The organism is Pseudonocardia sp. CA-107938 (genome assembly GCF_050936315.1).
In the GTDB taxonomy this organism is placed as follows: domain Bacteria; phylum Actinomycetota; class Actinomycetes; order Mycobacteriales; family Pseudonocardiaceae; genus Pseudonocardia.
The window spans coordinates 200,514-223,547 of record NZ_JBNJNA010000001.1 but is presented as its reverse complement, the minus strand read 5'-3'; the positions used below and the strand labels follow the sequence as shown (position 1 = coordinate 223,547).

The following is a 23,034-nucleotide window of genomic DNA, read 5'->3' as shown; positions in this document are numbered from 1 at the left end:
CGATGGCGCCGCCGCTGGCTACGGTGGCGGCGTGATCGTCCACGTCCTCGACGCGCCGTCCAACCTCGGGCTGCGGATGCCGGCTCCCGGGGTCGTCCCCGGCTGCTACAAGCTGGCCGGGGCGCTGCGCGACCAGCGGCTGGTTGCGCGGCTGGGGGCCCGCGACGCCGGCGTCGTGGTGCCGCCCCGCTACGACACGTCGGGCTGGGCGCCCGGTGACGGGGTGTTCAACGCCGCTGCGCTGGCTCGGTACACCCGCCGTCTCGCCGACCGGGTCGCCGCGCTGCGGGCGCCGGGCGATCTGACGGTGCTGCTCGGCGGTGACTGCAGCATCCTGCTCGGCGCGGTGCTGGCCCTGCGTCGCAGCGGCCGGGTCGGTCTGGTCTACGTCGACGGGCACTCCGACTTCCGGCACGCCGGGAACTCGCCGCACGTCGGCGCCGCAGCGGGCGAGGGACTGGCCATCGTCACCGGCCGTGGCCAGCCCGACATCGCCGACATCGACGGGCTCGGCCCCTACGTCGACGGAGCGGACGTGGCTGCGCTCGGCATGCACGAACCCGGGGACGAGCTGCTGCCCGAGGCGCGCGCCGCGGTGGGCAGCCTCCACGACGTCGGCGAGATGCGCGCGGTCGGCATGGCGGCCGCGGCGCGGACCGCGCTCGCCGGGATCGGCGCCGACACCGTGTGGGTGCACCTGGACGTCGACGTCCTGGATCCGTCGGTCATGCCGGCCGTCGACAGCCCCGATCCGGGCGGGTTGGATCCCGCAGAGCTCGTCGAGGTGCTCGTGCCGCTGCTCGCCGATCCGCGGACGGTCGGGATCGACGTCGCGATCTACGACCCGGACCTGGACGAGGACGGCGTCGGCGCCGCGCTCATCGCCGACGTCCTGACGGAGGCCATGACGGCGGCCGGCCGGTGCGGCACGTGAGGCGGCGACCGGAGCACCTGGACGAGCCGTCCGCTGTGCGGGGTGCGTGCACGACCTGTCCTCGGTCCCGATGCGCAGGGGTGGCCTCGTGATCGCGCGCCTGTGGCGGGCCCGGATCGACCCGGCGCGCGGCGCGGAGTACGACACCTTCGCGCGGGAACGGTCGCTGCCCACCTTCGCCGCCCACGCCGGTTTCCGCGGCTGCGCCTTCCTCGGTGACGGGGCCGATCGCAGCGTCCTGACCCTGTGGGAGAGCGCGGCCGATGCCGATCGGCTCGACACCTCGCCGCGCTACCGCGCCACCGTGGCGGCGATCATGGCGGCGGGGTTCGTGCTCTCGGCGGAACCCGTGGTGGTCGCCGACGTCTCCGGTTACGGACGCCCCGACCGGTAGCCGCGTGGCTCGGTTGGCCGGTCGCTGCTCACCACCGGTGGCGCGAACCGCACCGTCTCCGAGGTGTACTCGTGCTCGCGCACCTCGATCGGGCCGAGCGCCCGCAGGGCCGCGACGACGCCGTCGACGAGGTGCGGGGGTGCCGATGCGCCTGCGGTGAGACCGACGACGCCGACCCCGCGGAGCCACTGCGGGTCGATCGCGTCGGCGTCCTCGACGAGGTGCGCCGGGGTGCCGAGCCGCCGCGCCAGCTCGGCGAGGCGCTGGGAGTTCGAGGAGTTGGGCGAGCCGACGACGAGCACGACGTCGGCGTCGGCGGCGATCGCCGCGAGCGCACGTTGCCGGTTGGTGGTGGCGTAGCAGATGTCGTCGGCGCCGGGCCCGCGCGCGTCCGGGAACCGGGCGCGCAGCGCCGCGATGATCTCGCTGGTCTCGTCCTCGGCGAGGGTGGTCTGGGCGATGTAGGAGATGCGGGTGGGATCGGGCGGGGCGAGCGCCGCGACGTCCTGCGCGGTCTGGACGAGGGTGATCCGGTCGGGAGCCTCGCCGAGGGTGCCTTCGGTCTCGTCGTGGCCGGGATGTCCGATGAGGACGACGGTGTCGCCGCGGGCGGCGAACCGGCGGGCCTCGCTGTGCACCTTCGCGACGAGCGGGCAGGTCGCGTCCACGACGTCGAGCCGCCGGTCCGCGGCGTCCGCGCGGACCTGGGGTGCGACACCGTGGGCGGAGAAGACGACGGTGGCGCCGTCCGGGACGGTGTCGAGCTCGTCGACGAACACGGCGCCCCTGGCTTCGAGGTCGGCGACGACGTGGGTGTTGTGGACGATCTGCCGGCGGACGTAGATCGGGCCGCCGCGGTCGCGGAGCAGGTCCTCGACGACGGCGATGGCCCGTTCGACACCGGCGCAGAACGAGCGGGGCGCGGCGAGCAGGACGGTCCGTACCTCGTCGGTGGCCATCACGGTTCCCCTTTCAGCGTCCGAGCTCGACGTTCTCGAGGACGCCGAGCGCGTCCGGGAGCAGCACCGCCGCCGAGAAGTAGGCGCTGACCTGGTAGGTCGTGACGGCCGAGCCGTCGATGCCGGTCCTGCGGACGCTCACGCCGGGACGGACCTGGTCGGGTACGGACCCCGGGCGCAGGCCGACGACGCCGCTGGACGCCTCGCCGGTGCGCATGGCGAGGATGGAGCTGGTGCCCGCCCGGCTGATGGGGATCTTGTCGCAGGGCAGGATCGGGACGCCGCGCCATGCCGCGCGGGGTCGGCCGTCGTCGTCGACCGGGTCGGGGTGGACGCCGCGCCGCGTGCATTCGCGGTGGAAGGCGGCGATGGCGCGCGGGTGGGCGAGGAAGAACCTCGTGCTGCGCCGCCTGGTCAGCAGATCGTCGAGGTCGTCGGGGGTGGGTGGGCCGGTGCGGGTCTGCACGCGCTGGTTGAACGCGACGTTGTTGAGCAGCCCGAAGTCGCGGTGGTGGAGCAGCTCGTGCTCCTGGTGCTCCAGCAGCTCGTCGATGGCCAGCCGCAGCTGTTGCTCGGTCTGGTCCATGGGTTCGTCGTAGAGGTCCGCGACGCGCGTGTGCACCCGCACCATGGTCTGCGCGACGGACATGGGGTACTCGCGCGGCGCGAGGTCGTAGTCGACGAACGTCGGGGTCAGGGCGGGCTCGCCGGTGTGGCCTGCGGCGATGTGCACCGCCGCCTCACCGTGGCGGGTCTGCGGCGGCGTCGGGGCTGCGGCCAGCCGTTCCAGGTGGGTCCGCAGTCGAGGGGTCGCGTCGAGGAACTCCTGCAGGTCCGCGCGGGTGAGGACGAGCAGGACGCACGGGGTGGCGGTGACGAGGGTGGCGTCCCAGGTCGCGGCCGGCTCGGTCAGCAGCCGCCCGCCGAGGTGGTCGCCGTCGCCGACGGTGCCGAGGACGGCCGGGTCGCCGTAGGACCCTGCCCGCCGCCCCGTGATCTTGCCGTGGGCGAGGACGAGGATCTCCTCGACGGCGCGGCCGGCCTCGGCGAGCACCTCGCCCGCGCCGGCGTGGCGCGTGGTGAACCGGGCGGCGAGGGCGAGGCGGACCGCGCCGTCGGGGTCGTCGAACGATCCGAGACCGGGCAGCTCGGCCAGTTCCGCCGGAACCAGCGCGACCTCCTGACCGGTCTGGACGACGGCGAGCCTGCCGTCGCCGCGCGCGTAGGTCAGCCGCCGGTTCACCCGGTAGGTGCCGGCGTCGACGTCGACCCAGGCGAGCTTGCGCAGCAGATGGCGCGGTGTGGTGCCGCGCATCTGCGGGGTCGACTTCGTCGTCGTCGCCAGCTGCCGGGCGGCGGCGGTCGCGAGACTGGTCGGCGCGGGTGGTTCGTCGAGTTCGGGTTCGTCGATGGCGGTCATCGGCTCACTCCTCGCGCCCGGTCTCCACGTTCTCGAGGATCGCGAGCGCGTCGGGGACCATCACCGCCGCCGAGTAGTAGGCGCTCACCAGGTAGGACATGACGGCCTTGTCGTCGATGCCCATGAAGCGGACGTTGAGGCCGGGCTGGTACTCGTCCGGCAGACCGGTCTGGTGCAGGCCGATGACGCCCTGGCGCTGCTCGCCGGTCCGCATGAGCAGCACCGAGCTCGTCCGGTCGTCGCTCATGGGGATCTTGCCGCACGGCAGCACGGGGATGCCGCGCCACGACGGCACCTGGTGCCCGTGCACGACCGTGGCCTGCGGGTAGATGCCCCGCCTGGTGCACTCCCGCCCGAACGCGGCGATGGTCCTGGGGTGGGCCAGGAAGAAGTCCGGCTCCTTCCAGACGATCGACAGCAGCTCGTCGAAGTCGTCGGGGGTCGGCGCGCCGGTCCGAGCGGTGATCCGGTTGCCGAAGTCGGCGTTGTGCAGCAACCCGAAGTCGCGGTTGTTGAGCATCTCGTGCTCCTGGCGCTCCCGCAGCTCCTCCACCGTCAGCCGGAGCTGCTGCTCCAGCTGGTTCATCGGCTTGTTGTAGAGGTCGGCCACCCGGGTGTGGACGCGCAGCACGGTCTGGCCGACGCTGAGCTCGTACTCACGCGGGCTGATGTCGTAGTCGACGAACGTCTGCGGGAGCGGCACCTCCCCCTCGTGCCCGGCCGCGACCTCGACGGCGGCCTCGCCGGCGGTGTTCTGCGGCCGGTCGGCGGCGCTGAGCCGGTGCTGGATGTGCTCGCGCAGCCCGCCGGCGTCGCCGTTGAGCGACTCGAAGGCCTGCCGGCTCAGGGTGAGGACCGTGCAGGCGGTGACGGCGGTGTAGGTCACGTCCCAGCGCCCGTTCGCGTCGGCCAGCACCTGCCCGCCGAAGTGGTCGCCGTCGGCGAGGACGCCCAGCGCGACCTCGTCGCCGTAGGGGCCGCGACCGGTCTGGTTGATCTTGCCGTGGGCGATGAGGAAGACCTGGTCGGCGGTCTGGCCGGCTTCGGCGAGGACCTGGCCGGGCTCGTACTCCCGCTGGACGAAGCGGTCGGCCAGCGCGGTGAGCACGGCCTCGTCGTCGTAGCCGCGCAGCAGGCTCAGCTCGCCGAGCTCGCGGGGGATCACCCGGACGTCGGCGCCGGTGCTGATGAACTCGACCCGGCCGTCACCGACGGTGTAGCTCAACCGCCGGTTGACCCGGTACACACCACCATCGGCCTGCACCCATGGCAGCATCCGCAGGAGCCACCGCGAGGTGATCCCCTGCATCTGGGGAACCGATTTGGTCGTGGTGGCCAGGTTCCGCGCCGCGGCTGTGCTGAGGCTCGTGAGCGCGGCATCTCCCTCCGCGACGGACTCGGCCGGATCGGTGACGGTCACAGCACAAACACCATCCTCAGGTGAATTCCGGTTGAGCGGTCAGGTTTGTTTGATCTGATCGTTTCGCGGGCCGGTCGATGGCCCGTTCGGTGCAATTCTCGCTGGCGCGTGACCAGTGCGCGACACCCTGCGCCCTAAACGTTGGTAGTGGTGCCGGAGCGGACGTGTACAGAGTGCGCGAGACTTATTCACACCATCGAGTGAACGATCCCGCGCGGTTTCTTGATCCTCTGTTAACGTGCACACGTCGCTATTCGTCCGGCGCGGTCGTGGTGCCCCCGGGAATTGCGGAAAGTGATCATTTCAAATTGCTACCGGCGCGTCGACGCGTTCGACCCTTGGGCCGGTGGATGTCGTCCTGGCGTGCCGAAACGATGTGAGGAGTAGTGCTGATGACTGCGACCGAGGGTGCGATCCGACCGGCTCACGTCGGCGCCGAGCCGGTCCTGCGCACCGACTACCAGCGGTCCATCGCCTCGTACTGGAACGCCGAGCGGGCCCCGGTCAACATCCGGCTCGGCGAGGTGGACGGCCTGTACCACCACCACTACGGCATCGGCGACTACGACCCGGCGGTGCTGGAGACCCGGGCCGACCTGCGGGACGAGGCGATGATCGTCGAGATGCACCGGTTGGAGACGGCGCAGGCCGACGTCCTGCTGGACCACCTGGGCGACATCGGGCCGAACGACCGGCTCCTCGACGGCGGGTCCGGCCGCGGTGGCACCAGCTTCATGGCCCACCAGCGCTTTGGCTGCCGCGTCGACGGCGTCACCATCTCCGAATCCCAGGTCGCATTCGCGAACGCGCAGGCCGTTGAACGCGGTGTGGCCGATTCGGTGCGATTCCACTTCGCCAACATGCTCGACACGGGATTCGAGAGCGGCGCCATTCGAGGAATATGGACCAATGAGACGACCATGTACGTCGATCTCCACGAGCTCTACGCGGAGTTCGGGCGACTGCTCACCCGCGGTGGCCGGTACGTCTGCATCACGGGCTGCTACAACGACGTGACCGGCGGCCGTTCCCGGGCCGTGAGCCAGATCGATCAGCACTACATCTGCAACATCCACCCACGCAGCGCGTACTTCAAGGCGATGGCGGCGAACGGGCTGGTCCCGATCAACGTCGTCGACCTCACCGCCGCCACGATCCCCTACTGGGAGTTGCGGGCACGGTCATCGGTCGCGAGCGGCATCGAGGACGCGTTCCTCACCGCCTACCGCGAGGGCAGCTTCCACTACCTGCTCATCGCCGCCGACCGGGCGTGACCGCGGTGGCCACGGGCGTGACCACCGCGGACGGTTGTCGCGCGCCGGCGCCGGTCGTGGGCGCCCGGGCACAGGTCGCCGCACCTCAGCCGTCCCTTCCCCGCCATCCGACCGGCGTGGGCACGGCAGCGGCCCGGCTGGTCGCCGACCTCGCCGCCGCCACCGGACCCGACCCCGCCTACGTGCTGACCGAGTGGGGTGACGGGACGGCGTCGCCGCTGTACTGCCCGGTGCTGGAACGCGACGACGAGGCGTTGGGGCAGGAGGTCGACGACCGGCTCGTCGCCTGGGCCGAGGGCTGCGGCTTCGCCGAGGACGTGCGCGAGCAGATCCGGGCGACGGGCTTCGGCCGCCAGGCCATGCTCGTCCACCCCGACACCGACGACCCGGACCGGTTGCTGATCGCGGCGCAGATGAACGCGGCCTGGTGGGCCGCCGACGACCTCTACGCCGACGACACCGAGCTGGGGGCCGTCCCGTCCGAGCTGCCGCCGCGGCTCGCGCTCGTCACGGCGGCCATGGACCCGGTCGCGCCGGCCGGCGAGTTCTCGGAGCCGCTCGAGGAGGCGATCCGCGCGGATCGCGTCCTCGTGGCGCTGCGCTCGGGCATGTCGCACATGGCCCGGCACGCCGGCCCGGCCCAGCTGCAGCGGGTCTGCTACGCGACGTCGTCGATGTTCGTCATCTGGAACACCTACGCGGCCTGGCGGCACACCGGTGTCTACCCGCCGGCGTGGGAGTACCTGGCCGCTCGCCAGCACGACAGCTTCTACACCTCGATGACGCTCATCGATGTCGTCGGCGGCTACGAGCTCGACGCCGCGCTCTTCTACCAGCCGGACGTGCGTCGCGCGCTGATGCAGGCCGGCACGGCTGCCGTCATGGTCAACGACCTCTACTCGGTGGCGAAGGACGCCGCCGACGAGAACCCGGTCTGCAACATGGTCCTGCAGATCGCGGCCGACCGGGACTGCTCGATCCGCGAGGCCACCGAGGCGACCGTCGAGCTGCACAACGACCTCGTCCGCGACTTCGCCCGCAGCCACGCGGCCCTGCGCGCCGCCCCGTCACTCGAGCTGCAGCGCTTCCTGCGCGGTGTGCGGGGCTGGATGGCGGGCGGGTTCGCGTGGCACTCCACGAACCCGCGCTACCGCAGCTGATCAGGCCTGCTCGACGACACGGAGCGGTATGACGTCGTCCAGCGATGCGATGTCGAGCACGCGCGCCACGATGCCGTCCCGGACGACGACGACCTCGGTGATGCGATCGGCGAACTCGAACAGCACGCGGATCCCGGAGCTGTCGAAGAAGCCCGTCGCGGTGAGGTCGACCACCACGTGCGGCTGGTCCGTGACCGCGGCGATGGCGGCGCGGAGCTCATCCGCGGAGGCCATGTCCACGTCGCCGCGGACGGCGATCGTGGCGGTGACGTCAGCCACCGTCGTGATCAAGGACAGGTCCGGCACCGGGGCAGGGTAGCGCCGCCGGCCCAGTGTCCACGATGGTCGCGAGCCGGGAGACTGGTCACCGTGACCCGCGTCGAGTCGATGACGTTCGCGTTCCAGCACGCACATGTCCTGCGGGCGCTGGCGACGGCGGTGGAGTTCGACCCGCACCTGCACAGCACGTACTCCGTCGTCGTGGTGACGAACGGGAGCGCGGACATCCGGTCCGGCCGGTGGAGCAGGACCGTCCACGCCGGCGAGGTGTTCTTCTTCAACCCGTTCGAGGTGCACGCCGGCAGCGGCGCGGGTGGGTCTGCCCGGTACCACGTCCTCTACCCGTCCGACGCGTTCCTCGACAGCTGCCTCGGAGCGAGCCCGCCGGGCGAGGACCGCACCGTACGGACGGACGTGCTGCCGCGGAGCCGAACCGCTCGCGAGCTGGTCGACGCGTTGTCGGCACCGGTCGTCGAGCACGCGTCGGTGGAGGAGGCCCTCCGCAGGGTCGTGCAGGAATGCACCTTCGCCGTCGAGCCCGTCGCGGCGACGCCCGCGTCGGTCGCGCAGGCGGTGTGTCGGCGGCTCAGGCGCGGCGGCACGGGCTCGACCCGCACCGCCGACCTCGCGCGTGAGCTCGGAGTCCATCCGAGCCACCTCGTCCGGTCCTTCACCACGGCGATCGGCATCCCGCCGCAGACCTACGTCCGGCAGCTGCGGGTCGCGCGGGCCAGGGAGCTCATCTGCGCCGGGTTCGCACTGGACGACGTGGCGCAGATGGCGAACTTCAGCGACCAGCCGCACCTCACGCGCGAGTTCAAGAAGGTGTTCGGCGTGCCGCCCGGTGCGCTGTCACGCAGCGTCCCTGCTCGGTAGGCGAACGCACATCCTGTTCAAGACGTCGGGTTCGACCGCCCGGAAGGTGGTCGTCATGCCGAACACCAGCCGCTTCCCCGACGCCGCCGGCTACTACGGGGACTTCGGCGGCAACCACTGGCCGGCGCACCTGGCGCCCGCGCTGCACGAGCTCGCCGTCGCGTACGAGGAGCTGCGGGCGTCACCGGACTTCCGACGCGAACTCGACGCGGTGCGGAGCGGGCTGCAGGGCCGACCCACACCCGTGCACCACCTGAGGAACACCTCGGACCAGCTGGGTGGCGCAGCCATCTACGTCAAGCGGGAGGACCTCAACCACACCGGGGCACACAAGATCAACCACTGCGTGGGGTTCGCGCTGCTGGCCAGGAGGATGGGCAAGCGGAAACTGATCGCGGAGACCGGCGCCGGCCAGCACGGCGTCGCCCTCGCCACCGCGGCCGCCTGCTTCGGGCTCGAGTGCGAGGTGCACATCGGGGCGGTCGACCTCGCCAAGGTCGACGTCAACGTGCGCCTCATGCGCCTTCTGGGCGCGCAGGTCGTCGCGGTGACGGCGGGGCAGTCGACGTTGAAGGAGGCCAGCGACTCGGCGTTCGACGCCTACAGCGAGCAGCACGACCACGCTCTCTACGCGATCGGCTCGGCCATCGGCCCACACCCGTTCCCGATGATCGTCCGGGACTTCCAGTCGGTCGTCGGGCAGGAGGCGCGGACGCAGTTCCGCGCCGTCACCGGCGGGGCCTTGCCCGACCACGTCGTCGCCTGCATCGCCGGTGGTTCCAACGCACTCGGGGTGTACTCCGGGTTCCTGGGCGACCCCCAGGTCTCCCTGCACGCCGTCGAACCGCTGGGCACGGGTGCCCGACCCGGGCAGCACGCGGCCTCGCTCACGTTCGGCCGGCCCGGGATCCTGCACGGAGCCCGGTCCGTCGTCCTGCAGGACGACGACGGCGCCCCCGCCCCGGTGACGTCGATCGCCTCCGGGCTGGCGTATCCGGGGGTAGGCCCTGAGGTGGCCATGCTGCGCGCCTCCGGCCGACTGTCCGTCAGCACCGTTCCCGACGGCGAAGCGGTCGCCACGTTCCTCCGCATCGCCCGATCCGAGGGGATCATCCCGGCACTCGAGAGCGCACACGCCCTCGCGTTCGCGCTGCGCCTGGCGGCGCAGCGGCCACCCACCGAACGGATACTCGTCAACCTGTCGGGGCGGGGGGACAAGGACGTCGAGTTCGTGCTGGCCGACCAGGCCGGCGGAGGCGGAGCGGTCCCGGCAGTGTCTGCTGGCGCGCAAGCCGGCGTCACACAGCGTACGGCCACGTCACAGAGGTTGTGACGTGTGTGAGGGGGCCGAGCGCTGTGTGAGGTCTGCGGCCTCGCGCCGCGGACGCTCACGCCTAGGGCTTGCGGGCGACCCCGCCCCACTGGTCGACGGGCGTCGTCATGGCCAGCGCGCGCACGTTGCCCGTGGCATCGACGGGCGCGACGGGGGCGCGCCACAGCGACACCGAGGCGAACCCCGGCTCGACCCACTCCAGCCCGTCGAAGAACGTGACGATGTCCTGCGGGTCGCGGGCGTGGTAGTGGACGCCGTCCCGGTTGGCGTAGGTCTCCTCGGCCTTGCGCCGCTCCTCGGTCATGATCGCGTCGCAGATCGCGACGTAGCTGCCCGACGACACGCGCGACACGATGTCCGCGACCAGCGCCCTGGCCTCGTCGGCGTCGTGGATGTGGCCGAGAACGCCCAGCATGAGCACGGCGATCGGCTGGGAGAAGTCGAGGATCTCCGCGGCGCGCGCCATCAGCTCGTCGACGTCGCGGATGTCGGAGTGCAGGTAGGTGGTGGTGCCTTCCGGCGCACCGGTGAGCAGCGCGCGGGCGTGCGCGAGGACCAGCGGGTCGTTGTCGGCGTACACGACCTTCGCCTCCGGCGCGATGGCCTGGGCGACCTCGTGGGTGTTGCCCGCGGTGGGCAGGCCGGTGCCGATGTCGAGGAACTGCCGGATGCCGGCCTCCGCGGTCAGGAACGTGACCACCCGACCCAGGAACTTGCGGGACTCGCGCGCGTTCGTCTTGATCTGCGGGTACACCTCGATCACGGCGTCGCCGGTCTCGCGGTCGACGGCGTAGTTGTCCTTGCCGCCCAACCAGTAGTTCCAGACGCGCGCCGAGTGCGGAACGGTGGTGTCGATCCCGGTGTTGGCGTCGGGGTTCGTCGTCGCGTCGGTCACGGAACCCATACTTGCGCGCCCGCCCGGCGCCGGCCACCTCGGGGGGCCGTGATCGAATCGCTACGGCTTGCGGGCGACCCCGCCCCACTGGCCGACGGGCGTCGGCGCGGTGTGCGGCAGCACGTTGTCCGGCTGGACGGCGGACGCGATGTCGGGTCGCCACAGCGAGACCGAGGTGAACCCCGGCTCGACCCACTCCAGCCCGGCGAAGAACGACTCGAGGTCCTTCGGGTCGCGCGCGTGGTAGTGCACGCCGCCGGTGTCGGCGATGGCCTCCTCGGCCTTGCGCCGCTCCTCGGTCAGGACAGCGTCGCTCATCGCGACGTAGCTGCCCGACGAGAGCCGGGACACGATGTCGGCGACCAGCGCCCGCGCCTCGTCCGCGTCGTGGACGTGCCCGAGCACCCCGAGCATCAGCACGGCGATCGGCTGGGAGAAGTCGAGGGTCTCCGCTGCCCGCGCCATCAGGTCGTCGACCTCGCGGATGTCGGAGTGCAGGTAGGTGGTGGTCCCGGCGCCCGTGAGCAGCGCCCGCGCGTGCGCGAGGACCAGCGGGTCGTTGTCGGCGTAGACGACCTTCGCCTCGGGCGCGACGGCCTGGGCGACCTCGTGGGTGTTGCCGGCCGTCGGCAGGCCGGTGCCGATGTCGAGGAACTGCCGGATGCCGGCCTCGCGCGTCAGGAAGGTGACGACCCGGCCGAGGTACTTGCGGGACTCGCGCGCGTTCGTCCTGATCTGCGGGAAGACGGCGATCACGGCGTCGCCCGTCTCCCGGTCGACGGCGTAGTTGTCCTTGCCGCCCAACCAGTAGTTCCAGACCCGCGCCGAGTGCGGAACGGTCGTGTCGATCCCGGTGTTGGCGTCGGGGTCCGGCATGGCGTCGGTCACGGACGCATCCTTGCGCGTCCGCCCATCCGGCTCCACGCGGGTATCCACGATCGGTACATTCATGATCTCTGCCGGTAACTGCAAGGAGCGCCGCCACGTGAGACGTACGACCGTCCTGCGTACCACCACCCTCGCAACGTCCATCGCGGCGGCGCTCGTGCTCACTGCGTGTGGTGGCGGCGGCACCGCCCCGTCCGCGCCGCAGGCGACGGCGACGGCGGCTCCGGCCGACAGCCCGCTCAACCTCGCCGGCGCCTGCCCGGCCACCGTCGTCGTGCAGGAGGACTGGCAGCCGGAGGCCGAGCACGGCAGCGCGTACAGCCTGGTCGGGCCGGACCGGACCATCGACACCAACGCCAAGAAGGTGCGCGGGTCGCTCGTCGCGCAGGGCGTCGACACCGGCGTCGACATCGAGGTGCGCACCGGCGGCCCCAACGTCGGGTTCCAGCCGGTCCCGGCGCTGATGAAGCTGGACGAGAGCATCACGCTCGGCACCGTCTACTCCGACGTCGCCATCTCGAGCTCGGACGACCAGCCGGTGGTCGGCGTCGTCGCGCAGCTGACGACCAGCCCGGTGATCCTCATGTGGGACCCCGCGTCGCACCCCGGCGCGACGACGGTCAAGGACGTCGCCGCGAGCGGCGTGCCGGTGCTGACGTCCGACCCGGTGGTCTCGGCGCTGCTGGAGTCGAAGGGCATCGTCGCGAAGGCCCAGGTCGACGCCAGCTACGACGGCTCCCCGGCCCGGTTCGTGGCCGACCCGAAGATCCTGCAGCAGGGCTACATCACCAGCGAGCCCTACCTGTACGAGAACGAGATCGCGCAGTGGAAGAAGCCGGTGGCGAGCCAGAAGCTCGTCGACCTCGGCTACACCGTCTACCCGTCGTCGCTGTCGGTGCGCGCGGACAAGCTCGAGCAGCTGCGCCCGTGCCTCGCGAAGCTCGTCCCGATCCTGCAGCGGGCGCAGCTGGACTACCTGGCGAACCCGGCCCCCACCAACGCCCTGATCGTGCAGCTGGTCGAGGCGTACCAGACGGGGTGGAGCTACTCGCCGGGCGTCGCGGACAACGCGGTGAAGGTGCTGCGGGACCAGAAGCTCGTCACCAACGACCCGGCCTCCGGCGTGTTCGGGCAGTTCGACCCGGCGCGCGTGCAGCAGATCGTGTCCACGTTCGCGCCGATCCTGCAGGCCCAGGGCGCGATCAAGGACGTCCCGGCCCCGCAGACGCTCTACACCAACGACTTCATCGACAAGAACATCAAGATGAGCTGACCGGACCCGTCGACGTCCGCACCACGAGCTCGGTGGGCAGCACGACCCGGCGTTCGGTGAACTCGGGGTCGAGCAGCATCCGGCCGAGCACGTGGCCGCGCTCGTGGATGGGCTGGTGCACCGTGGTGAGCCCGGCGGCCGCGGCCTCCGGGATGTCGTCGAACCCGGTGACGGAGACGTCGACGCCGGGTTCGAGGCCGCGGTCGCGGATCGCGCGCACGGCGGCGATGCCCTGCACGTCGGCGATCGTGAGGATCGCGGTGGGCCGGGGATCGAGGTCGAGGGCCAGGTTGGCGGCCGCGTAGCCGAGCTCGTCGGTGTTGCCGCCGCTCGCGATGGTGGTGGCCCGCACATCGGTGCCCAGCCCACGGGAGAACCCGGAGATGCGCTGCAGCTCCAGCAGGTTCAGTTGCTCGGGCACCCGCTCCGGCGGGACGATCTCGGGTCCCGCTCCCGGCCGGGACGGGGTCTCCACCAGCACGGCGACGTTCCGGTGACCCAGGTCGCGGATGAGCCTGCCGACCGGCTCCGCGGCCGCCGCCTCGTCGATCAGGACCATCCCGTGGTCGGGCTCGCCCAGGTCGAAGTTGGTGACGACGGGCAGGTCGCGCCGGCGCAGGACCTCGCGGGCGGGGTGGTCGGTGTCGACGCAGTAGATGAGGATCCCGTCGACGACCGCCTGCTGCACGGCGAGCACCGACTGCTCGATCGCCGCGGCACCGTCGCCGTCGCGGCCCTTGGTGGACGCGATCGGGATGACGGTGATCGCGGTCTGCGACTGCTCGGCGACCTCGGCGAGCCCGGCGAGCATCCGCACGGTGTACGGGTCGCTGAACGCGTAGGTGAGGCCTTCGGTGACGAGCACGCCGATGGCGCCCGCACGCTTGCCGCGCAGGGTGCGGGCGGCGGTGTCCGGGCCGCCGTAGCCCTGCTCGGAGGCGATGCGCAGGATGCGCTCGCGGACCTCGTCGGACAGCTGGCCCGGCCGGTTGTAGGCGTTCGACACCGACGACACCGACACCCCGGCGGCCGCGGCGACCGTCTTCAGGCTCGGCTTGCCCCGCATCGCACCTCCCGCGCTTCCGTGTCCAGGATCCCACGGGAGCGCGGGAGGTGCGCTCGATGCCGTCACGGGTCGCTCACGCGGTGGCGGAGCGGCGGGAGCAGGCAGGCTCCACGCGGTCGGCGAGCCGTCGGATCCCACTGGCTGCGCTGCGCAGCGTCGCCGCGACCGCGACGCGCACCGCGCCGGGCCGGCGCTCCGGCTCCTCCACGACGGGCGCGTTCGGCAGGGCCGAGGTGGCGAGCGCGTGGCCAGGGTTGGTGAGCAGCGTGCCGAGACCGTCCATGATCCTCATCTCCTCTAGTAGAACGTTCTAGTAGAACCATACACTAGAACGTTCTACTGGCAAGAGGTCTTCCCCGGATCGCCGGCCGGATCGATCCGGTCGTAGCCTCCGGGCATGCCCGCCGTCGACGCGCTCGCGCTCACCAGCGTCGCGAACCGGCGGGTCAAGGACCTCGTGCGCCTGCGCACCCGGCGCGCCCGCGACGAGCTCGGCGTCACCCTCGTCGAAGGCCACGACGAGCTGCGGCTCGCCCTTCGCGCCGGGGTGGTGCCGCGCACGCTCTACTGGGCGCCCGGCCTCGTCTCGGCCGAGCGGCGCGGCGTCGTCGACGAGCTGGCCGACGCCGGCGTGCCCGTCGTCGGGGTCAGCGACGCGGTGTTCGCGAAGATCGCCTACCGCGAGTCGCCCGACGGCCTCCTCGCCGTCGCCGACGCGCCGGGGAGACCCCTCGCGGGGCTGGACCTGCCGCCCGACGCGGTCGTGCTCGTCGGAGAGGGCATCGAGAAGCCAGGCAACCTCGGCGCGATGCTGCGCACCGCGGAGGCCTTCGGCGTCGCCGCCGTCGTCGCCGCATCGCCCGTCACCGACTTCGGCAACCCCAACGTGGTGCGAGCCAGCAAGGGCACCGTGTTCGCCGTGCCGGTGGCCGCGGCGCCGAGCGCGGACGTGCTCGCGTGGCTGCGCGCGCACCGGCTCGCCGTCGTCGTCACCACCCCGCAGGGCGACGCGCCGATCGGCGCCACCGATCTGACGGGACCGGTCGCGATCGTCGTCGGCGCGGAGAGCAGCGGGGTCACCGACCTGTGGCTCGACGCAGCCGACGCGCGCGTCGTGATCCCGATGCGCGGCCGGGTCAACTCGCTCAACGCCGCCACGGCCGCCGCGCTGGCGCTGTACGAGGCAGAGCGGCAACGGTCCTAACCGGATTTTCGCCGCCCTGCCAACGCCCCGATCGGGTGGTCCGAATGGTCCCCGTCGGGTGGCGTTGGTCCGTTAGGTGAGACCTTCGGCCACCTAAGGTTAGAAATCGGCAAGAAGGGTCCCGCCTGCGGATCCTGTTCCGTACCGTCGGTGTCACCGGGGGAACGGAAGGTGGTGTGGCGGTGAACTGGATGCAGTGGACAGGGGTCGTGCTCGGGTCCTGGCTGCTCCTCAGCCTGCCGGCCGCGCTGCTGCTGGGTCGCCTGCTCCGCTCCCGCGACCCGCTGGCCGCCATCCCGGTGATCGACGACGCCGACCGGCGGCCGCTGCCGCCGTCGCTGCGCGTCACGGAGGCTCCCTCCGTCAGCTCCTGAGGACGACCTCGCCTCTGCGACGTCAGCCTCTTTCCGCCAGCAGCAGGTCCAGGACCCGCTGCGATTCCGGGTGCCAGCGCGTGCTCCCCGGGTCGGCGAGCGTGATCAACGCCTTCCAGAGCGCCCAGCCGCGCGCCCGCGCCCACATCGCCTCGTCCGCCGGCATCGCCGCCCGGAACGCCGCCCGCGCCGGCCCGTCCAGCAGCGTCCACGCGACGACGAGGTCGCACGCGGGGTCGCCCACGCCCGACGTGCCGAAGTCGATCACGGCGGTCAACCGGCCCGCGTCGTCGACCAGCAGGTTCCCGAACGCGACGTCGCCGTGGAACCAGACGGGGTCACCGGTCCAGGTCGCGTCCAGCGCCGCCTCCCAGATCGCGGTCGCCGCGGCCGTGTCGATCCGGCCGGCCAGCTCGCGCAGGGCCGCGCGGGTCTCCCCGTCGTAGAACGCGGGCGGGCCGCCGCGGTGGAAGTTGTGCGGACCCGCGGCCGGCCCGCCGGTCGGGTCGACGCGCATGAGCGCGTTCAGGAACCCGGCCAGGTCCTGCGCGAACGCCGTCAGATCGGCGATCCGGGACGCCTCGGCCGGCCGCCCGGCGATCCACCGGCGCACCGACCACGGCCACGGGTAGCCCGCCCCCGGCGCGCCGAGCGCCACCGGCTCCGGGATCCGCACCGGCAGCTGCGGGGCCAGCCGCGGCAGCCACTCGTGCTCCTTCGCGACGCTCGCCACGTACGCCTCCGCCGACGGCAGCCGCACCAGCAGCTCGTCGCCGAGGCGGAAGGTGCGGTTGTCCCAGCCGGAGAGCTGCACCGGCTCCACCGGCAGCTCCGCCCATTCGGGGAACTGCTCGGCGACGAGCTTCGCGGCGAGCGTGGCGTCGATGTCGTCCCGGTGCACGTGCTACATCCATCCTTGCTCGGTCGCGATGCGGACGGCGTCGACGCGGTTGCGCGCGTCCAGCTTCACCATCGCCGCCGCCAGGTAGTTGCGGACGGTACCCACGGTCAGGTGCAGTTCGCGGGCGATGTCGGGCGGCGAACCACCCGCGGCGAAGCTGCGCAGGACGTCCACCTCGCGGGCGGTCAGCGGGTTGTCCCGGCTCTGCAGCGCCGCCACGGCCAGGTCGTGGTCCACCACCTGCTCGCCGGCAGCCACCCGGCGCACCGCGGCCATCAGCTCGGCCGCGGGAGTGTCCTTGCCGAGGAACCCGGTGGCGCCGGCGGCCAGCGCCGTGCGCAGGTGCCCGGGCCGCGCGAACGCCGTCAGGATCAGCACCCGGCAGCAGGGGACCTCGGCGCGCAGCTGGGCGGTCGCCGTCAGCCCGTCGACGACGGGCAGGTCGATGTCCACGATGGCGACGTCGGGCCGGTGCCGCCGCGCCTCCGGCACGATCGCGTCGCCCTTCGCGACCTGCGCCACCACCTCGAGGTCGGGCTGCAGGTCGAACACGGCGACGAGGGTGTCGCGCAGGATGCCGGTGTCCTCCGCGACCAGTACGCGGATCACGAGGCGGCCACCGCCCGCGTGGCCGGGATCAGTGCCCGCAGCTCGAACAGGTCGCCGTCCTGCCCGGCGGCGAAGGTGCCGCCGGCGTCGCGGACGCGGTCCTCCAGGTTCGCCAATCCGCGGCCTGGCCGGCCCGGCCGGCCGGCGCCGTCGTTGCGCACGGTGAGCGCGTCCGTCGTGATGAGCACGTCGACGCGGCGGGCGGAACTGTGCCGCAGGACGTTGGTGACGGCCTCGCGCAGCACGGTCGCCATTATCCCGTCCACCTCGGCGGGCAGCCCGGCCGGACCACCCTCGACGTGGACGTCCATCCCGGCCGCGCCCAGCACGTCGGACGCGATCCGCAGCTCGGTGGCGAGGTCCGGTCGCAACGAGCCGTCGGTGACGGAGCGTGCATCCGCGCGCGCGGCGGCGGCCACGCGCAGCAGCTCCTCGATCTCCCTGCCGGCTCTGGCCGGGTCGACCTCGACGAGCGCGGCCGCGAGGTCGGTCTTCAACGCGACGGCGGAGAGTCCGAGACCGAGCAGGTCGTGGGTGTCGCGGGCCATCCTCAGCCGTTCGCGCACCGCCGCCAGCTCGGCGAGCTCCGTGCCGGCGACCGCGAGCTGGGCCGCGACGACGGCGAGGCGGGAGAGCCCGAACACGGCGATCCCGCTGGCCGCGACCACGGCGGTGGCGTAGATCGTCCACGACACGGTGGGGTGCTCCAGCGGCGGCGGCGCGAAGATCGAGGTGAACGGGACATATGCGACGGCGGCGGCGAACGCTGCCCAGCGCAGCGGGTGCCGGATCAGCAGCAGCGCCGAGCCGCCGAGGAACCCGGCGAAGATCGCGCCGCGGGTCGAGTCGAACAAGTACGGTCCGCACGTGGCCACCGCCTGGGCGGCGAGCGTCCACTGCCAGCCGCGCGGTCGCCGACCACCCGTGTAGAGGCCGGTGTGCCACAGCACGAGCGCGAGGACGACGGGGATCGTGAGCAGCACGACCACCGAGCCGGCCGTGTCGAGCAGGTTGGTCCCGGTCGGCGCCAGCGCGTTGAGCAGCGCCTGCACTCCGAACAAGACGATCACGAGCGCGACGATGCCGCGGGCGATCTGCGGTGCGACCACTTCCTCACCCGCACCCGCGGCGGTCGACTCGGCCGGCGAACCGGCGACGATCCGTCGCGCGTCGGCCGCCGCGAGCCGGGCCACCTCGCCGGCCTCCGCGAGCGCGGACCGTGCCCGGTCGGGCGCGGCGGCGAGGGTCGCGAGTGCCGTGGCACCGCGCCGGACGACGTCGTCGAGGCGGCTGTCCACCACGGCGCGCAACCGGTCGGCGGTCGCCAGACGCTGCCGGGTAACCGCAGCGTCGGCGAGTTCGGACCGGGCCGCGTCCAGGCGGGCCACCATGTCGCCGAGCCGGGCCAGCCCGAAGATCATCAAACCGCTGTTGAGGTAGGTGATGATCACCCAGCCGGCACCGGTCACCGGCGGGTCGACCGGCAGCCCCACCCGCAACCGCAGCCCCAGCTCCGCCGCGCCGATCGCGGCGAACAGCAACCACGACCACGGCGCCCGCACCGCGAGCAGCACCAGACTGCCGAGCAGGTAGGACAACCCGCCGGGCGCAGCCGGCCCGAACAGGGCGAACAGGAGCACGAGGAGCAGCGCCTGCGTCCCCAGCAGCCACCACCGGTGCTGCTGCCACACCTGCCGCGCGATGCCCGAGCCGTACCAGGCCGGCAGCAGGAACAGCGCGACCACGAACGGCACGTACGACAGGTCCGAGTGCGGCACGGCGTCGGCCGAGCGAGCGACCACGGACAGCGCGAGGAAGGCCAGCACCGGCCCGCGCAGCCGCATCGCCCCCAGTCGCACGAACGCACGGTACGCGGGCCCGCTGCGCAGCTGAACTGCGGAATGTGCGGAACGCACACGGCCGGGGTGCGGAACTCACGGCGAACCGGTTTCGCCGGCAGTGTCGAGAACCCGGGTCCGGCTCCGACCCTGGGGTGTCCACGAAGAACGCACCGAAGCACGGAGCTGATCACGATGAGCAACGCCACCCGCGTCACCGCCGACCTCTGCGTCTCCCTCGACGGGATCGCCGCGGGCCACGACCAGTCCGTCGAGCACCCGTTCGGCAGCCGGATCGGGTTCCGGCTGCACACCTGGATCATGGAGCACGCCGAGGACCACCCCGAGGAGCTCGCGGCCCTGAACGCCGCGAGCGCCTACGTCATGGGCCGCAACATGTTCGGTCCCGACCGCGGCGACTGGGACCTCGACTGGACCGGCTGGTGGGGACCGGAGCCCGACTACCACGCCCCGGTGTTCGTGCTCGGGCACCGCCCGCGCCCGACGGTCGAGCTGGCCGGCGGGACCTCCTTCACCTTCGTCACCGACGGCATCGAGGCCGCGCTGAAGCTCGCGCGCGAGGCGGCCGGCGACGGCACCGTGTCGATCGCCGGCGGCCCCAGCACCCTCAACGCGTACCTGCGCGCGGGGCTCGTCGACGAGCTGCGCCTGCACGTCGTGCCGATCGTCATCGGCGAGGGCATCCGGGTGTTCGACGGCGTCGAGGACGGCACCTGGACGCCCGTCTCGTCGCGCACCACCCCCGAGGTCACGCACGTCACCTGGCGGGCGGTCCGGGGATGATCTCGCCGGCAGTGGCGCCGGAACGGCTCGTCACCGGCCCGTTCGTGCTCCGCATGGTGACGGTGGCGGCGTCGTCGATCGGCTTCTTCCTGCCCTTCGCGGCGCTGCCCGCGATCGTGGAGGGGATCGGCGGCACAGGCCTGGCCGGGGCCACCACCGCCGCGCTGCTGGTCGCCACGGTCGTCGCCGAGCTGGGCGCGCCCCGGCTGCTGGCCCGCTGCGGCTACCGCACCGGGCTGGCCGTCGGGCTCGCCGGCATGGGGCTGCCGACGCTCCTGCTGCTCGGCCCGCCCGACGCCGCCCTCGTGCTGGCGGTCAGCGCCGTCCGCGGGGCCGCGTTCGGGATCACCGTCGTGGCCGGCGGCGCCCTCACCGCAGCACTGCTGCCCGCGTCCCGGCGCGGGGAGGGGCTCGCGATCGTCGGGCTGGTCAGCGGCGTGCCCGCGCTGCTCGCCCTCCCGGCCGGCACGCTGGTCACGCAGCTGTGGGGCGCCGGCGCGATGCTGCTGCTCACGGCGCTGGTGCCGGCCGCCGCGATCGTGACGGTGCCCCTGCTGCCGGAGAACGCGGCCCTGCGCGGTCCCGGCGGGGGCATCGTGGCCGGGCTCCGCTCCGCAGCGCTGATGCGGCCCGCCACCGGCTTCGCGGCCTCGGCCGCCGGCGCCGGAGTGGTCGCCACCTTCGTGCCGATCGCGCTGCCGCAGGCTGGTACCGCGGCGTGGGCGGTACCGGCCGCCCTGCTCGCGCAGTCCGCGGCTGCGACGGGCGCCAAGCTCGTCGCCGGCCGGCTCGGCGACCGCCGCGGCCACGCCACCCTGCTCGTCCCGGCACTCCTGGTCGCCGCGGCCGGCACCGCGGCGCTCGCCGCCACCGGATCCGCCCCGCTGGTCGTCGCCGGTGCCGCGGTCTTCGGCGCCGGGTTCGGCGTGCTGCAGAACGCCAGCCTCACCGTCATGTACGCCGGCGCCGACCCGTCCGCGTACGGGGCCGTCGCCGCCATCTGGAACGCCGCCTACGACGGCGGCATGGCCGCCGGCGCCTTCGCCGTCGGCCTGCTCGTCCCGCTCACCGGCTTCCCGCCGGCCTTCCTCGTCACGGCGGCGCTGATGGCGCTCGCGCTGCTCGCGATCCGCCCGACCGTCCGCCCGTCCCACACCTTGGAGTCGTCATGATCGCCTCGCCACCGACGGCCCGTCGCGGCCACCGGTACCTCGCCCTCGCCGCGCTGGCGCTGCCCACGCTGCTCATCGCCGTCGACATCTCCGTGATGACGGTGGCGCTGCCCTCGATCGCCCGGGCGCTCGAACCCAGCGCCGCCGGGCTGCTGTGGATCGCCGACAGCTACAACTACCTGGTCGCCTGCGCCATGCTCACCATGGGTGCGGTGGCCGACCGCTACGGCCGCCGCCGCACGATCATCGTCTGCGCCGCGGTGTTCGCCGTGGCGTCGGCCGCCGGGGCGTTCGCGCCGACCGTGGCGATGCTGATCGTCGCCAGGGCCGTGATGGGCGTGGCCGGCTCGGCGATCATGCCCGCGTCGATGGCGCTGATCGGGGAGCTGTTCACCGAGGAGAAGGCCCGCGTGCAGGCCATGGGCGGGTACATGACGGTCTTCCTCTGCGGCATGGCGGTGGCGCCGTTCATCGGCGGGCTGCTGCTGGAGCACTTCTGGTGGGGCTCGGTGTTCCTCGTCGGGGTGCCCGTGATGGTCGTGACCATGATCGCGGTGCCGCTGCTGCTCCCCGAGGGTCGCACCGCCGGCTCCACGGCCCGGATCGACCTGGTCAGCGCGGGGCAGAGCATCGGAGCGGTGCTCGGGATCGTGCACGGGCTCAAGACCGCGGTGAACGACGGTGTCGGCCCGACGGTGTGGGTCGCGCTCGTCGCCGGGGTCGTGCTCGCCGTCCTGTTCGTGCGCCGGCAGCGCCGGCTCGCCGACCCGCTCGTCGACCTGGCGCTGCTGGCCAAGCCGCAGGTCGGGCGCAGCCTGGCCGCGCTGTTCCTCACCGCGCTCGTGATGGGCGGCACGTCGCTGTTCTTCGGTCTCTACCTGCAGGAGGTGCAGGGCCTCACCCCGCTGGAGGCGGCGTGGTGGACGCTGCCGCAGATCCTGCTGATGATCGCCGCGTCGAACGTCGGCCCGCTGCTGTACCGGCGGTACGCGTCAGGGCCCGTCGTGACGGTGATGCTGCTGATCATGGCGTCCGGCATGGTGCTCTACGTGCTCGCGCCCGTCTCGGCGATCGGGCGGCCGCTCGTCGCCGCCGGTGCCGCGCTCGCCACGTTCGGCATCGGGGCGGCGTTCCCGCTGCTCATGGACGCCGTCATCCGCACCTCGCCGCCGGAGCGGGCCGGTGCCGGAGCGGCGCTCGCCCAGGTGTCGAACGAGCTGGGCATCGCGCTCGGCCTCACCCTCCTGGGGTCCCTCGGCACGGTGGTCTACCGGGCCGTGCTCGGGCTCGACGGCCCGGCTGCCGCGGACGTCGTGAGCGGCGTGGAGCGGGCGCACGCGGCCGGCGACGGCGTGCTGCTCGACGCCGTGCGCTCGGCGTTCACCAGCGCCTACAACGTGGTCGGGGTGGTCGGGGTCGCCCTCGTGCTGGTGTCGCTGTGGCTGCTGCGGAGCAGGCTCAACGCTGGGGTCAACGCGGCCCGTTCGTGACCGTGAGGACGCCACCCACGGAGTGCCGCAGCCAGCCCAGCACCGTCCGGTCGTCCAGGGCGAGCGGCACGTGCGGGCCACCGAGCACCAGCTGGGCGGTGCGGTGGTTCGCCAGAGCGTCGCGCAGGCTGGCGGCCAGCTCCGGGGTGGCGGCCACGGTCACGTTCTGGTGCGAGACGCGCTGCGATCCCGGTGCTGCCGTCGCGAGGTCCGGCCCGGTGCTGAGCACGTAACCACAGCCGAAACGGTCGTCGTACCCGGTCACGACCATGGTCGGCGGCTCCGATGAGGTGGGGGCTGGAACGAGACAGACGACGAACTCTATCCGGCCCCACGACGGCCGTCGTGAGCAGTTTCACCCTGCGGTTTCGGTTGCTGGGCGCTTACTCGCTGGTAACAATTGCGAGCAGGTGCAGGCCCCGTCGCGACCCCGGACGCCGGCGGTGGCACAGTCCGATCCAGCGTCGCTCG

24 protein-coding genes are annotated in these 23,034 nt (G+C 72.7%); 12 read left to right on the top strand and 12 right to left on the bottom strand.

Annotated features, from left to right (window positions below):
* Nucleotides 1-31: 31 nt before the first annotated feature.
* Together ACQEVB_RS00990 and ACQEVB_RS00985 are read left to right on the top strand one after the other, a co-directional pair.
* Nucleotides 32-934 (top strand): arginase family protein, encoded by a 903-nt coding sequence (locus ACQEVB_RS00990; protein ID WP_432963467.1) that lies wholly within the window; start codon nt 32-34, stop codon nt 932-934.
* 88 nt (nt 935-1,022) lie between these two features.
* Nucleotides 1,023-1,328 (top strand): hypothetical protein, encoded by a 306-nt coding sequence (locus ACQEVB_RS00985; RefSeq protein ID WP_432963464.1) that lies wholly within the window; start codon nt 1,023-1,025, stop codon nt 1,326-1,328.
* On the opposite strand, the gene ispH is transcribed toward ACQEVB_RS00985, so the two are convergent.
* Genes ispH through ACQEVB_RS00970 form a run of 3 tightly spaced genes read right to left on the bottom strand, consistent with a single transcriptional unit; the run spans nt 1,307 to nt 5,127 of the window.
* The gene (gene ispH, locus ACQEVB_RS00980; RefSeq protein ID WP_432963461.1) at nt 1,307-2,287 is read right to left on the bottom strand and encodes a 4-hydroxy-3-methylbut-2-enyl diphosphate reductase; all 981 of its coding nucleotides are present in this window, start codon (nt 2,285-2,287) and stop codon (nt 1,307-1,309) included. The two genes, ACQEVB_RS00985 and ispH, sit on opposite strands and share 22 nt — an antisense overlap.
* A gap of 13 nt (nt 2,288-2,300) precedes the next feature.
* Nucleotides 2,301-3,707, bottom strand: coding sequence for a family 2B encapsulin nanocompartment shell protein (locus ACQEVB_RS00975; RefSeq protein ID WP_432963458.1), 1,407 nt, complete (start codon nt 3,705-3,707; stop codon nt 2,301-2,303).
* A gap of 4 nt (nt 3,708-3,711) precedes the next feature.
* Nucleotides 3,712-5,127: a family 2B encapsulin nanocompartment shell protein gene (locus ACQEVB_RS00970; RefSeq protein WP_432963455.1), complete on the bottom strand. Its 1,416-nt coding sequence runs from the start codon at nt 5,125-5,127 to the stop codon at nt 3,712-3,714.
* A 392-nt stretch (nt 5,128-5,519) separates the two neighbouring features.
* On the opposite strand from ACQEVB_RS00970, the gene ACQEVB_RS00965 reads away from it, so the two are divergent.
* Both ACQEVB_RS00965 and ACQEVB_RS00960 read left to right on the top strand, forming a co-directional pair.
* Nucleotides 5,520-6,401 (top strand): geranyl diphosphate 2-C-methyltransferase, encoded by an 882-nt coding sequence (locus ACQEVB_RS00965; RefSeq protein ID WP_432963452.1) that lies wholly within the window; start codon nt 5,520-5,522, stop codon nt 6,399-6,401.
* A gap of 56 nt (nt 6,402-6,457) precedes the next feature.
* Nucleotides 6,458-7,561: a family 2 encapsulin nanocompartment cargo protein terpene cyclase gene (locus ACQEVB_RS00960; RefSeq protein ID WP_432980028.1), complete on the top strand. Its 1,104-nt coding sequence runs from the start codon at nt 6,458-6,460 to the stop codon at nt 7,559-7,561.
* Here the strand turns inward: ACQEVB_RS00960 and ACQEVB_RS00955 are convergent, their stop codons facing one another.
* The gene (locus ACQEVB_RS00955; protein ID WP_432963449.1) at nt 7,562-7,867 is read right to left on the bottom strand and encodes an STAS domain-containing protein; all 306 of its coding nucleotides are present in this window, start codon (nt 7,865-7,867) and stop codon (nt 7,562-7,564) included.
* 63 nt (nt 7,868-7,930) lie between these two features.
* Between ACQEVB_RS00955 and ACQEVB_RS00950 the strand changes: the two genes are divergently transcribed.
* Both ACQEVB_RS00950 and trpB read left to right on the top strand, forming a co-directional pair.
* Complete coding sequence (locus ACQEVB_RS00950; protein ID WP_432963446.1) at nt 7,931-8,716, top strand: AraC family transcriptional regulator; 786 nt, start codon at nt 7,931-7,933, stop codon at nt 8,714-8,716.
* A 55-nt stretch (nt 8,717-8,771) separates the two neighbouring features.
* Complete coding sequence (gene trpB / locus ACQEVB_RS00945) at nt 8,772-10,049, top strand: tryptophan synthase subunit beta (RefSeq protein ID WP_432963443.1); 1,278 nt, start codon at nt 8,772-8,774, stop codon at nt 10,047-10,049.
* A 61-nt stretch (nt 10,050-10,110) separates the two neighbouring features.
* Here the strand turns inward: trpB and ACQEVB_RS00940 are convergent, their stop codons facing one another.
* Entirely contained in the window at nt 10,111-10,944 is an 834-nt protein-coding gene (locus tag ACQEVB_RS00940) for an SAM-dependent methyltransferase (RefSeq protein ID WP_432963440.1), read from the bottom strand.
* A gap of 60 nt (nt 10,945-11,004) precedes the next feature.
* The gene (locus ACQEVB_RS00935; protein WP_432963437.1) at nt 11,005-11,832 is read right to left on the bottom strand and encodes an SAM-dependent methyltransferase; all 828 of its coding nucleotides are present in this window, start codon (nt 11,830-11,832) and stop codon (nt 11,005-11,007) included.
* 97 nt (nt 11,833-11,929) lie between these two features.
* Here ACQEVB_RS00935 and ACQEVB_RS00930 point away from each other — a divergent pair, with 97 nt between their 5' ends.
* Nucleotides 11,930-13,105: an ABC transporter substrate-binding protein gene (locus ACQEVB_RS00930; protein WP_432963435.1), complete on the top strand. Its 1,176-nt coding sequence runs from the start codon at nt 11,930-11,932 to the stop codon at nt 13,103-13,105.
* Here ACQEVB_RS00930 and ACQEVB_RS00925 read toward each other — a convergent pair.
* A complete protein-coding gene (locus ACQEVB_RS00925) occupies nt 13,092-14,171 on the bottom strand; it encodes a LacI family DNA-binding transcriptional regulator (RefSeq protein WP_432963432.1) in 1,080 nt (359 codons plus the stop codon). The two genes, ACQEVB_RS00930 and ACQEVB_RS00925, sit on opposite strands and share 14 nt — an antisense overlap.
* A 73-nt stretch (nt 14,172-14,244) precedes the next feature.
* Nucleotides 14,245-14,463 (bottom strand): hypothetical protein, encoded by a 219-nt coding sequence (locus ACQEVB_RS00920; protein ID WP_432963429.1) that lies wholly within the window; start codon nt 14,461-14,463, stop codon nt 14,245-14,247.
* A gap of 105 nt (nt 14,464-14,568) precedes the next feature.
* Here ACQEVB_RS00920 and ACQEVB_RS00915 point away from each other — a divergent pair, with 105 nt between their 5' ends.
* Together ACQEVB_RS00915 and ACQEVB_RS00910 are read left to right on the top strand one after the other, a co-directional pair.
* The gene (locus ACQEVB_RS00915) at nt 14,569-15,375 is read left to right on the top strand and encodes a TrmH family RNA methyltransferase (protein ID WP_432963427.1); all 807 of its coding nucleotides are present in this window, start codon (nt 14,569-14,571) and stop codon (nt 15,373-15,375) included.
* A 191-nt stretch (nt 15,376-15,566) separates the two neighbouring features.
* On the top strand, nt 15,567-15,749 hold the full coding sequence (locus tag ACQEVB_RS00910; RefSeq protein ID WP_432963424.1) for a hypothetical protein: 183 nt from the start codon (nt 15,567-15,569) through the stop codon (nt 15,747-15,749).
* A 22-nt stretch (nt 15,750-15,771) separates the two neighbouring features.
* On the opposite strand, the gene ACQEVB_RS00905 is transcribed toward ACQEVB_RS00910, so the two are convergent.
* The 3 genes from ACQEVB_RS00905 to ACQEVB_RS00895 are packed head-to-tail and all read right to left on the bottom strand — an operon-like array spanning nt 15,772 to nt 19,118.
* Nucleotides 15,772-16,650, bottom strand: coding sequence for an aminoglycoside phosphotransferase family protein (locus ACQEVB_RS00905; RefSeq protein WP_432963421.1), 879 nt, complete (start codon nt 16,648-16,650; stop codon nt 15,772-15,774).
* A 3-nt stretch (nt 16,651-16,653) separates the two neighbouring features.
* Entirely contained in the window at nt 16,654-17,259 is a 606-nt protein-coding gene (locus tag ACQEVB_RS00900) for a response regulator transcription factor (protein ID WP_432963418.1), read from the bottom strand.
* Nucleotides 17,256-19,118, bottom strand: a complete 1,863-nt coding sequence (locus ACQEVB_RS00895) for a sensor histidine kinase (RefSeq protein WP_432963415.1) — start codon at nt 19,116-19,118, stop codon at nt 17,256-17,258. The genes ACQEVB_RS00900 and ACQEVB_RS00895 overlap by 4 nt, the downstream gene beginning before the upstream one ends.
* A gap of 174 nt (nt 19,119-19,292) precedes the next feature.
* On the opposite strand from ACQEVB_RS00895, the gene ACQEVB_RS00890 reads away from it, so the two are divergent.
* The 3 genes from ACQEVB_RS00890 to ACQEVB_RS00880 are packed head-to-tail and all read left to right on the top strand — an operon-like array spanning nt 19,293 to nt 22,563.
* Nucleotides 19,293-19,901, top strand: a complete 609-nt coding sequence (locus ACQEVB_RS00890; protein ID WP_432963412.1) for a dihydrofolate reductase family protein — start codon at nt 19,293-19,295, stop codon at nt 19,899-19,901.
* Nucleotides 19,898-21,073 carry an MFS transporter gene (locus ACQEVB_RS00885; protein ID WP_432963410.1) on the top strand — a complete coding sequence of 392 codons (1,176 nt, stop codon included), beginning with the start codon at nt 19,898-19,900 and terminating at the stop codon, nt 21,071-21,073. The genes ACQEVB_RS00890 and ACQEVB_RS00885 overlap by 4 nt, the downstream gene beginning before the upstream one ends.
* The gene (locus ACQEVB_RS00880; RefSeq protein WP_432963407.1) at nt 21,070-22,563 is read left to right on the top strand and encodes an MFS transporter; all 1,494 of its coding nucleotides are present in this window, start codon (nt 21,070-21,072) and stop codon (nt 22,561-22,563) included. The genes ACQEVB_RS00885 and ACQEVB_RS00880 overlap by 4 nt, the downstream gene beginning before the upstream one ends.
* Here ACQEVB_RS00880 and ACQEVB_RS00875 read toward each other — a convergent pair.
* The gene (locus tag ACQEVB_RS00875; protein WP_432963404.1) at nt 22,544-22,834 is read right to left on the bottom strand and encodes a hypothetical protein; all 291 of its coding nucleotides are present in this window, start codon (nt 22,832-22,834) and stop codon (nt 22,544-22,546) included. The genes ACQEVB_RS00880 and ACQEVB_RS00875 overlap by 20 nt on opposite strands.
* Nucleotides 22,835-23,034 lie beyond the last annotated feature (200 nt).

Excerpts from the sequence above, each read along its gene's own strand:
- ispH (WP_432963461.1), bottom strand. The coding sequence starts at position 2,287 with ATGGCCACCGACGAGGTACGGACCGTCCTGCTCGCCGCGCCCCGCTCG.
- ACQEVB_RS00975 (WP_432963458.1), bottom strand. The coding sequence starts at position 3,707 with ATGACCGCCATCGACGAACCCGAACTCGACGAACCACCCGCGCCGACC.
- ACQEVB_RS00965 (WP_432963452.1), top strand. The coding sequence starts at position 5,520 with ATGACTGCGACCGAGGGTGCGATCCGACCGGCTCACGTCGGCGCCGAG.
- trpB (WP_432963443.1), top strand. The coding sequence starts at position 8,772 with ATGCCGAACACCAGCCGCTTCCCCGACGCCGCCGGCTACTACGGGGAC.
- ACQEVB_RS00925 (WP_432963432.1), bottom strand. The coding sequence starts at position 14,171 with ATGCGGGGCAAGCCGAGCCTGAAGACGGTCGCCGCGGCCGCCGGGGTG.
- ACQEVB_RS00920 (WP_432963429.1), bottom strand. The coding sequence starts at position 14,463 with ATGAGGATCATGGACGGTCTCGGCACGCTGCTCACCAACCCTGGCCAC.
- ACQEVB_RS00915 (WP_432963427.1), top strand. The coding sequence starts at position 14,569 with ATGCCCGCCGTCGACGCGCTCGCGCTCACCAGCGTCGCGAACCGGCGG.
- ACQEVB_RS00910 (WP_432963424.1), top strand. The coding sequence starts at position 15,567 with ATGCAGTGGACAGGGGTCGTGCTCGGGTCCTGGCTGCTCCTCAGCCTG.
- ACQEVB_RS00890 (WP_432963412.1), top strand. The coding sequence starts at position 19,293 with ATGAGCAACGCCACCCGCGTCACCGCCGACCTCTGCGTCTCCCTCGAC.
- ACQEVB_RS00885 (WP_432963410.1), top strand. The coding sequence starts at position 19,898 with ATGATCTCGCCGGCAGTGGCGCCGGAACGGCTCGTCACCGGCCCGTTC.
- ACQEVB_RS00880 (WP_432963407.1), top strand. The coding sequence starts at position 21,070 with ATGATCGCCTCGCCACCGACGGCCCGTCGCGGCCACCGGTACCTCGCC.
- ACQEVB_RS00875 (WP_432963404.1), bottom strand. The coding sequence starts at position 22,834 with ATGGTCGTGACCGGGTACGACGACCGTTTCGGCTGTGGTTACGTGCTC.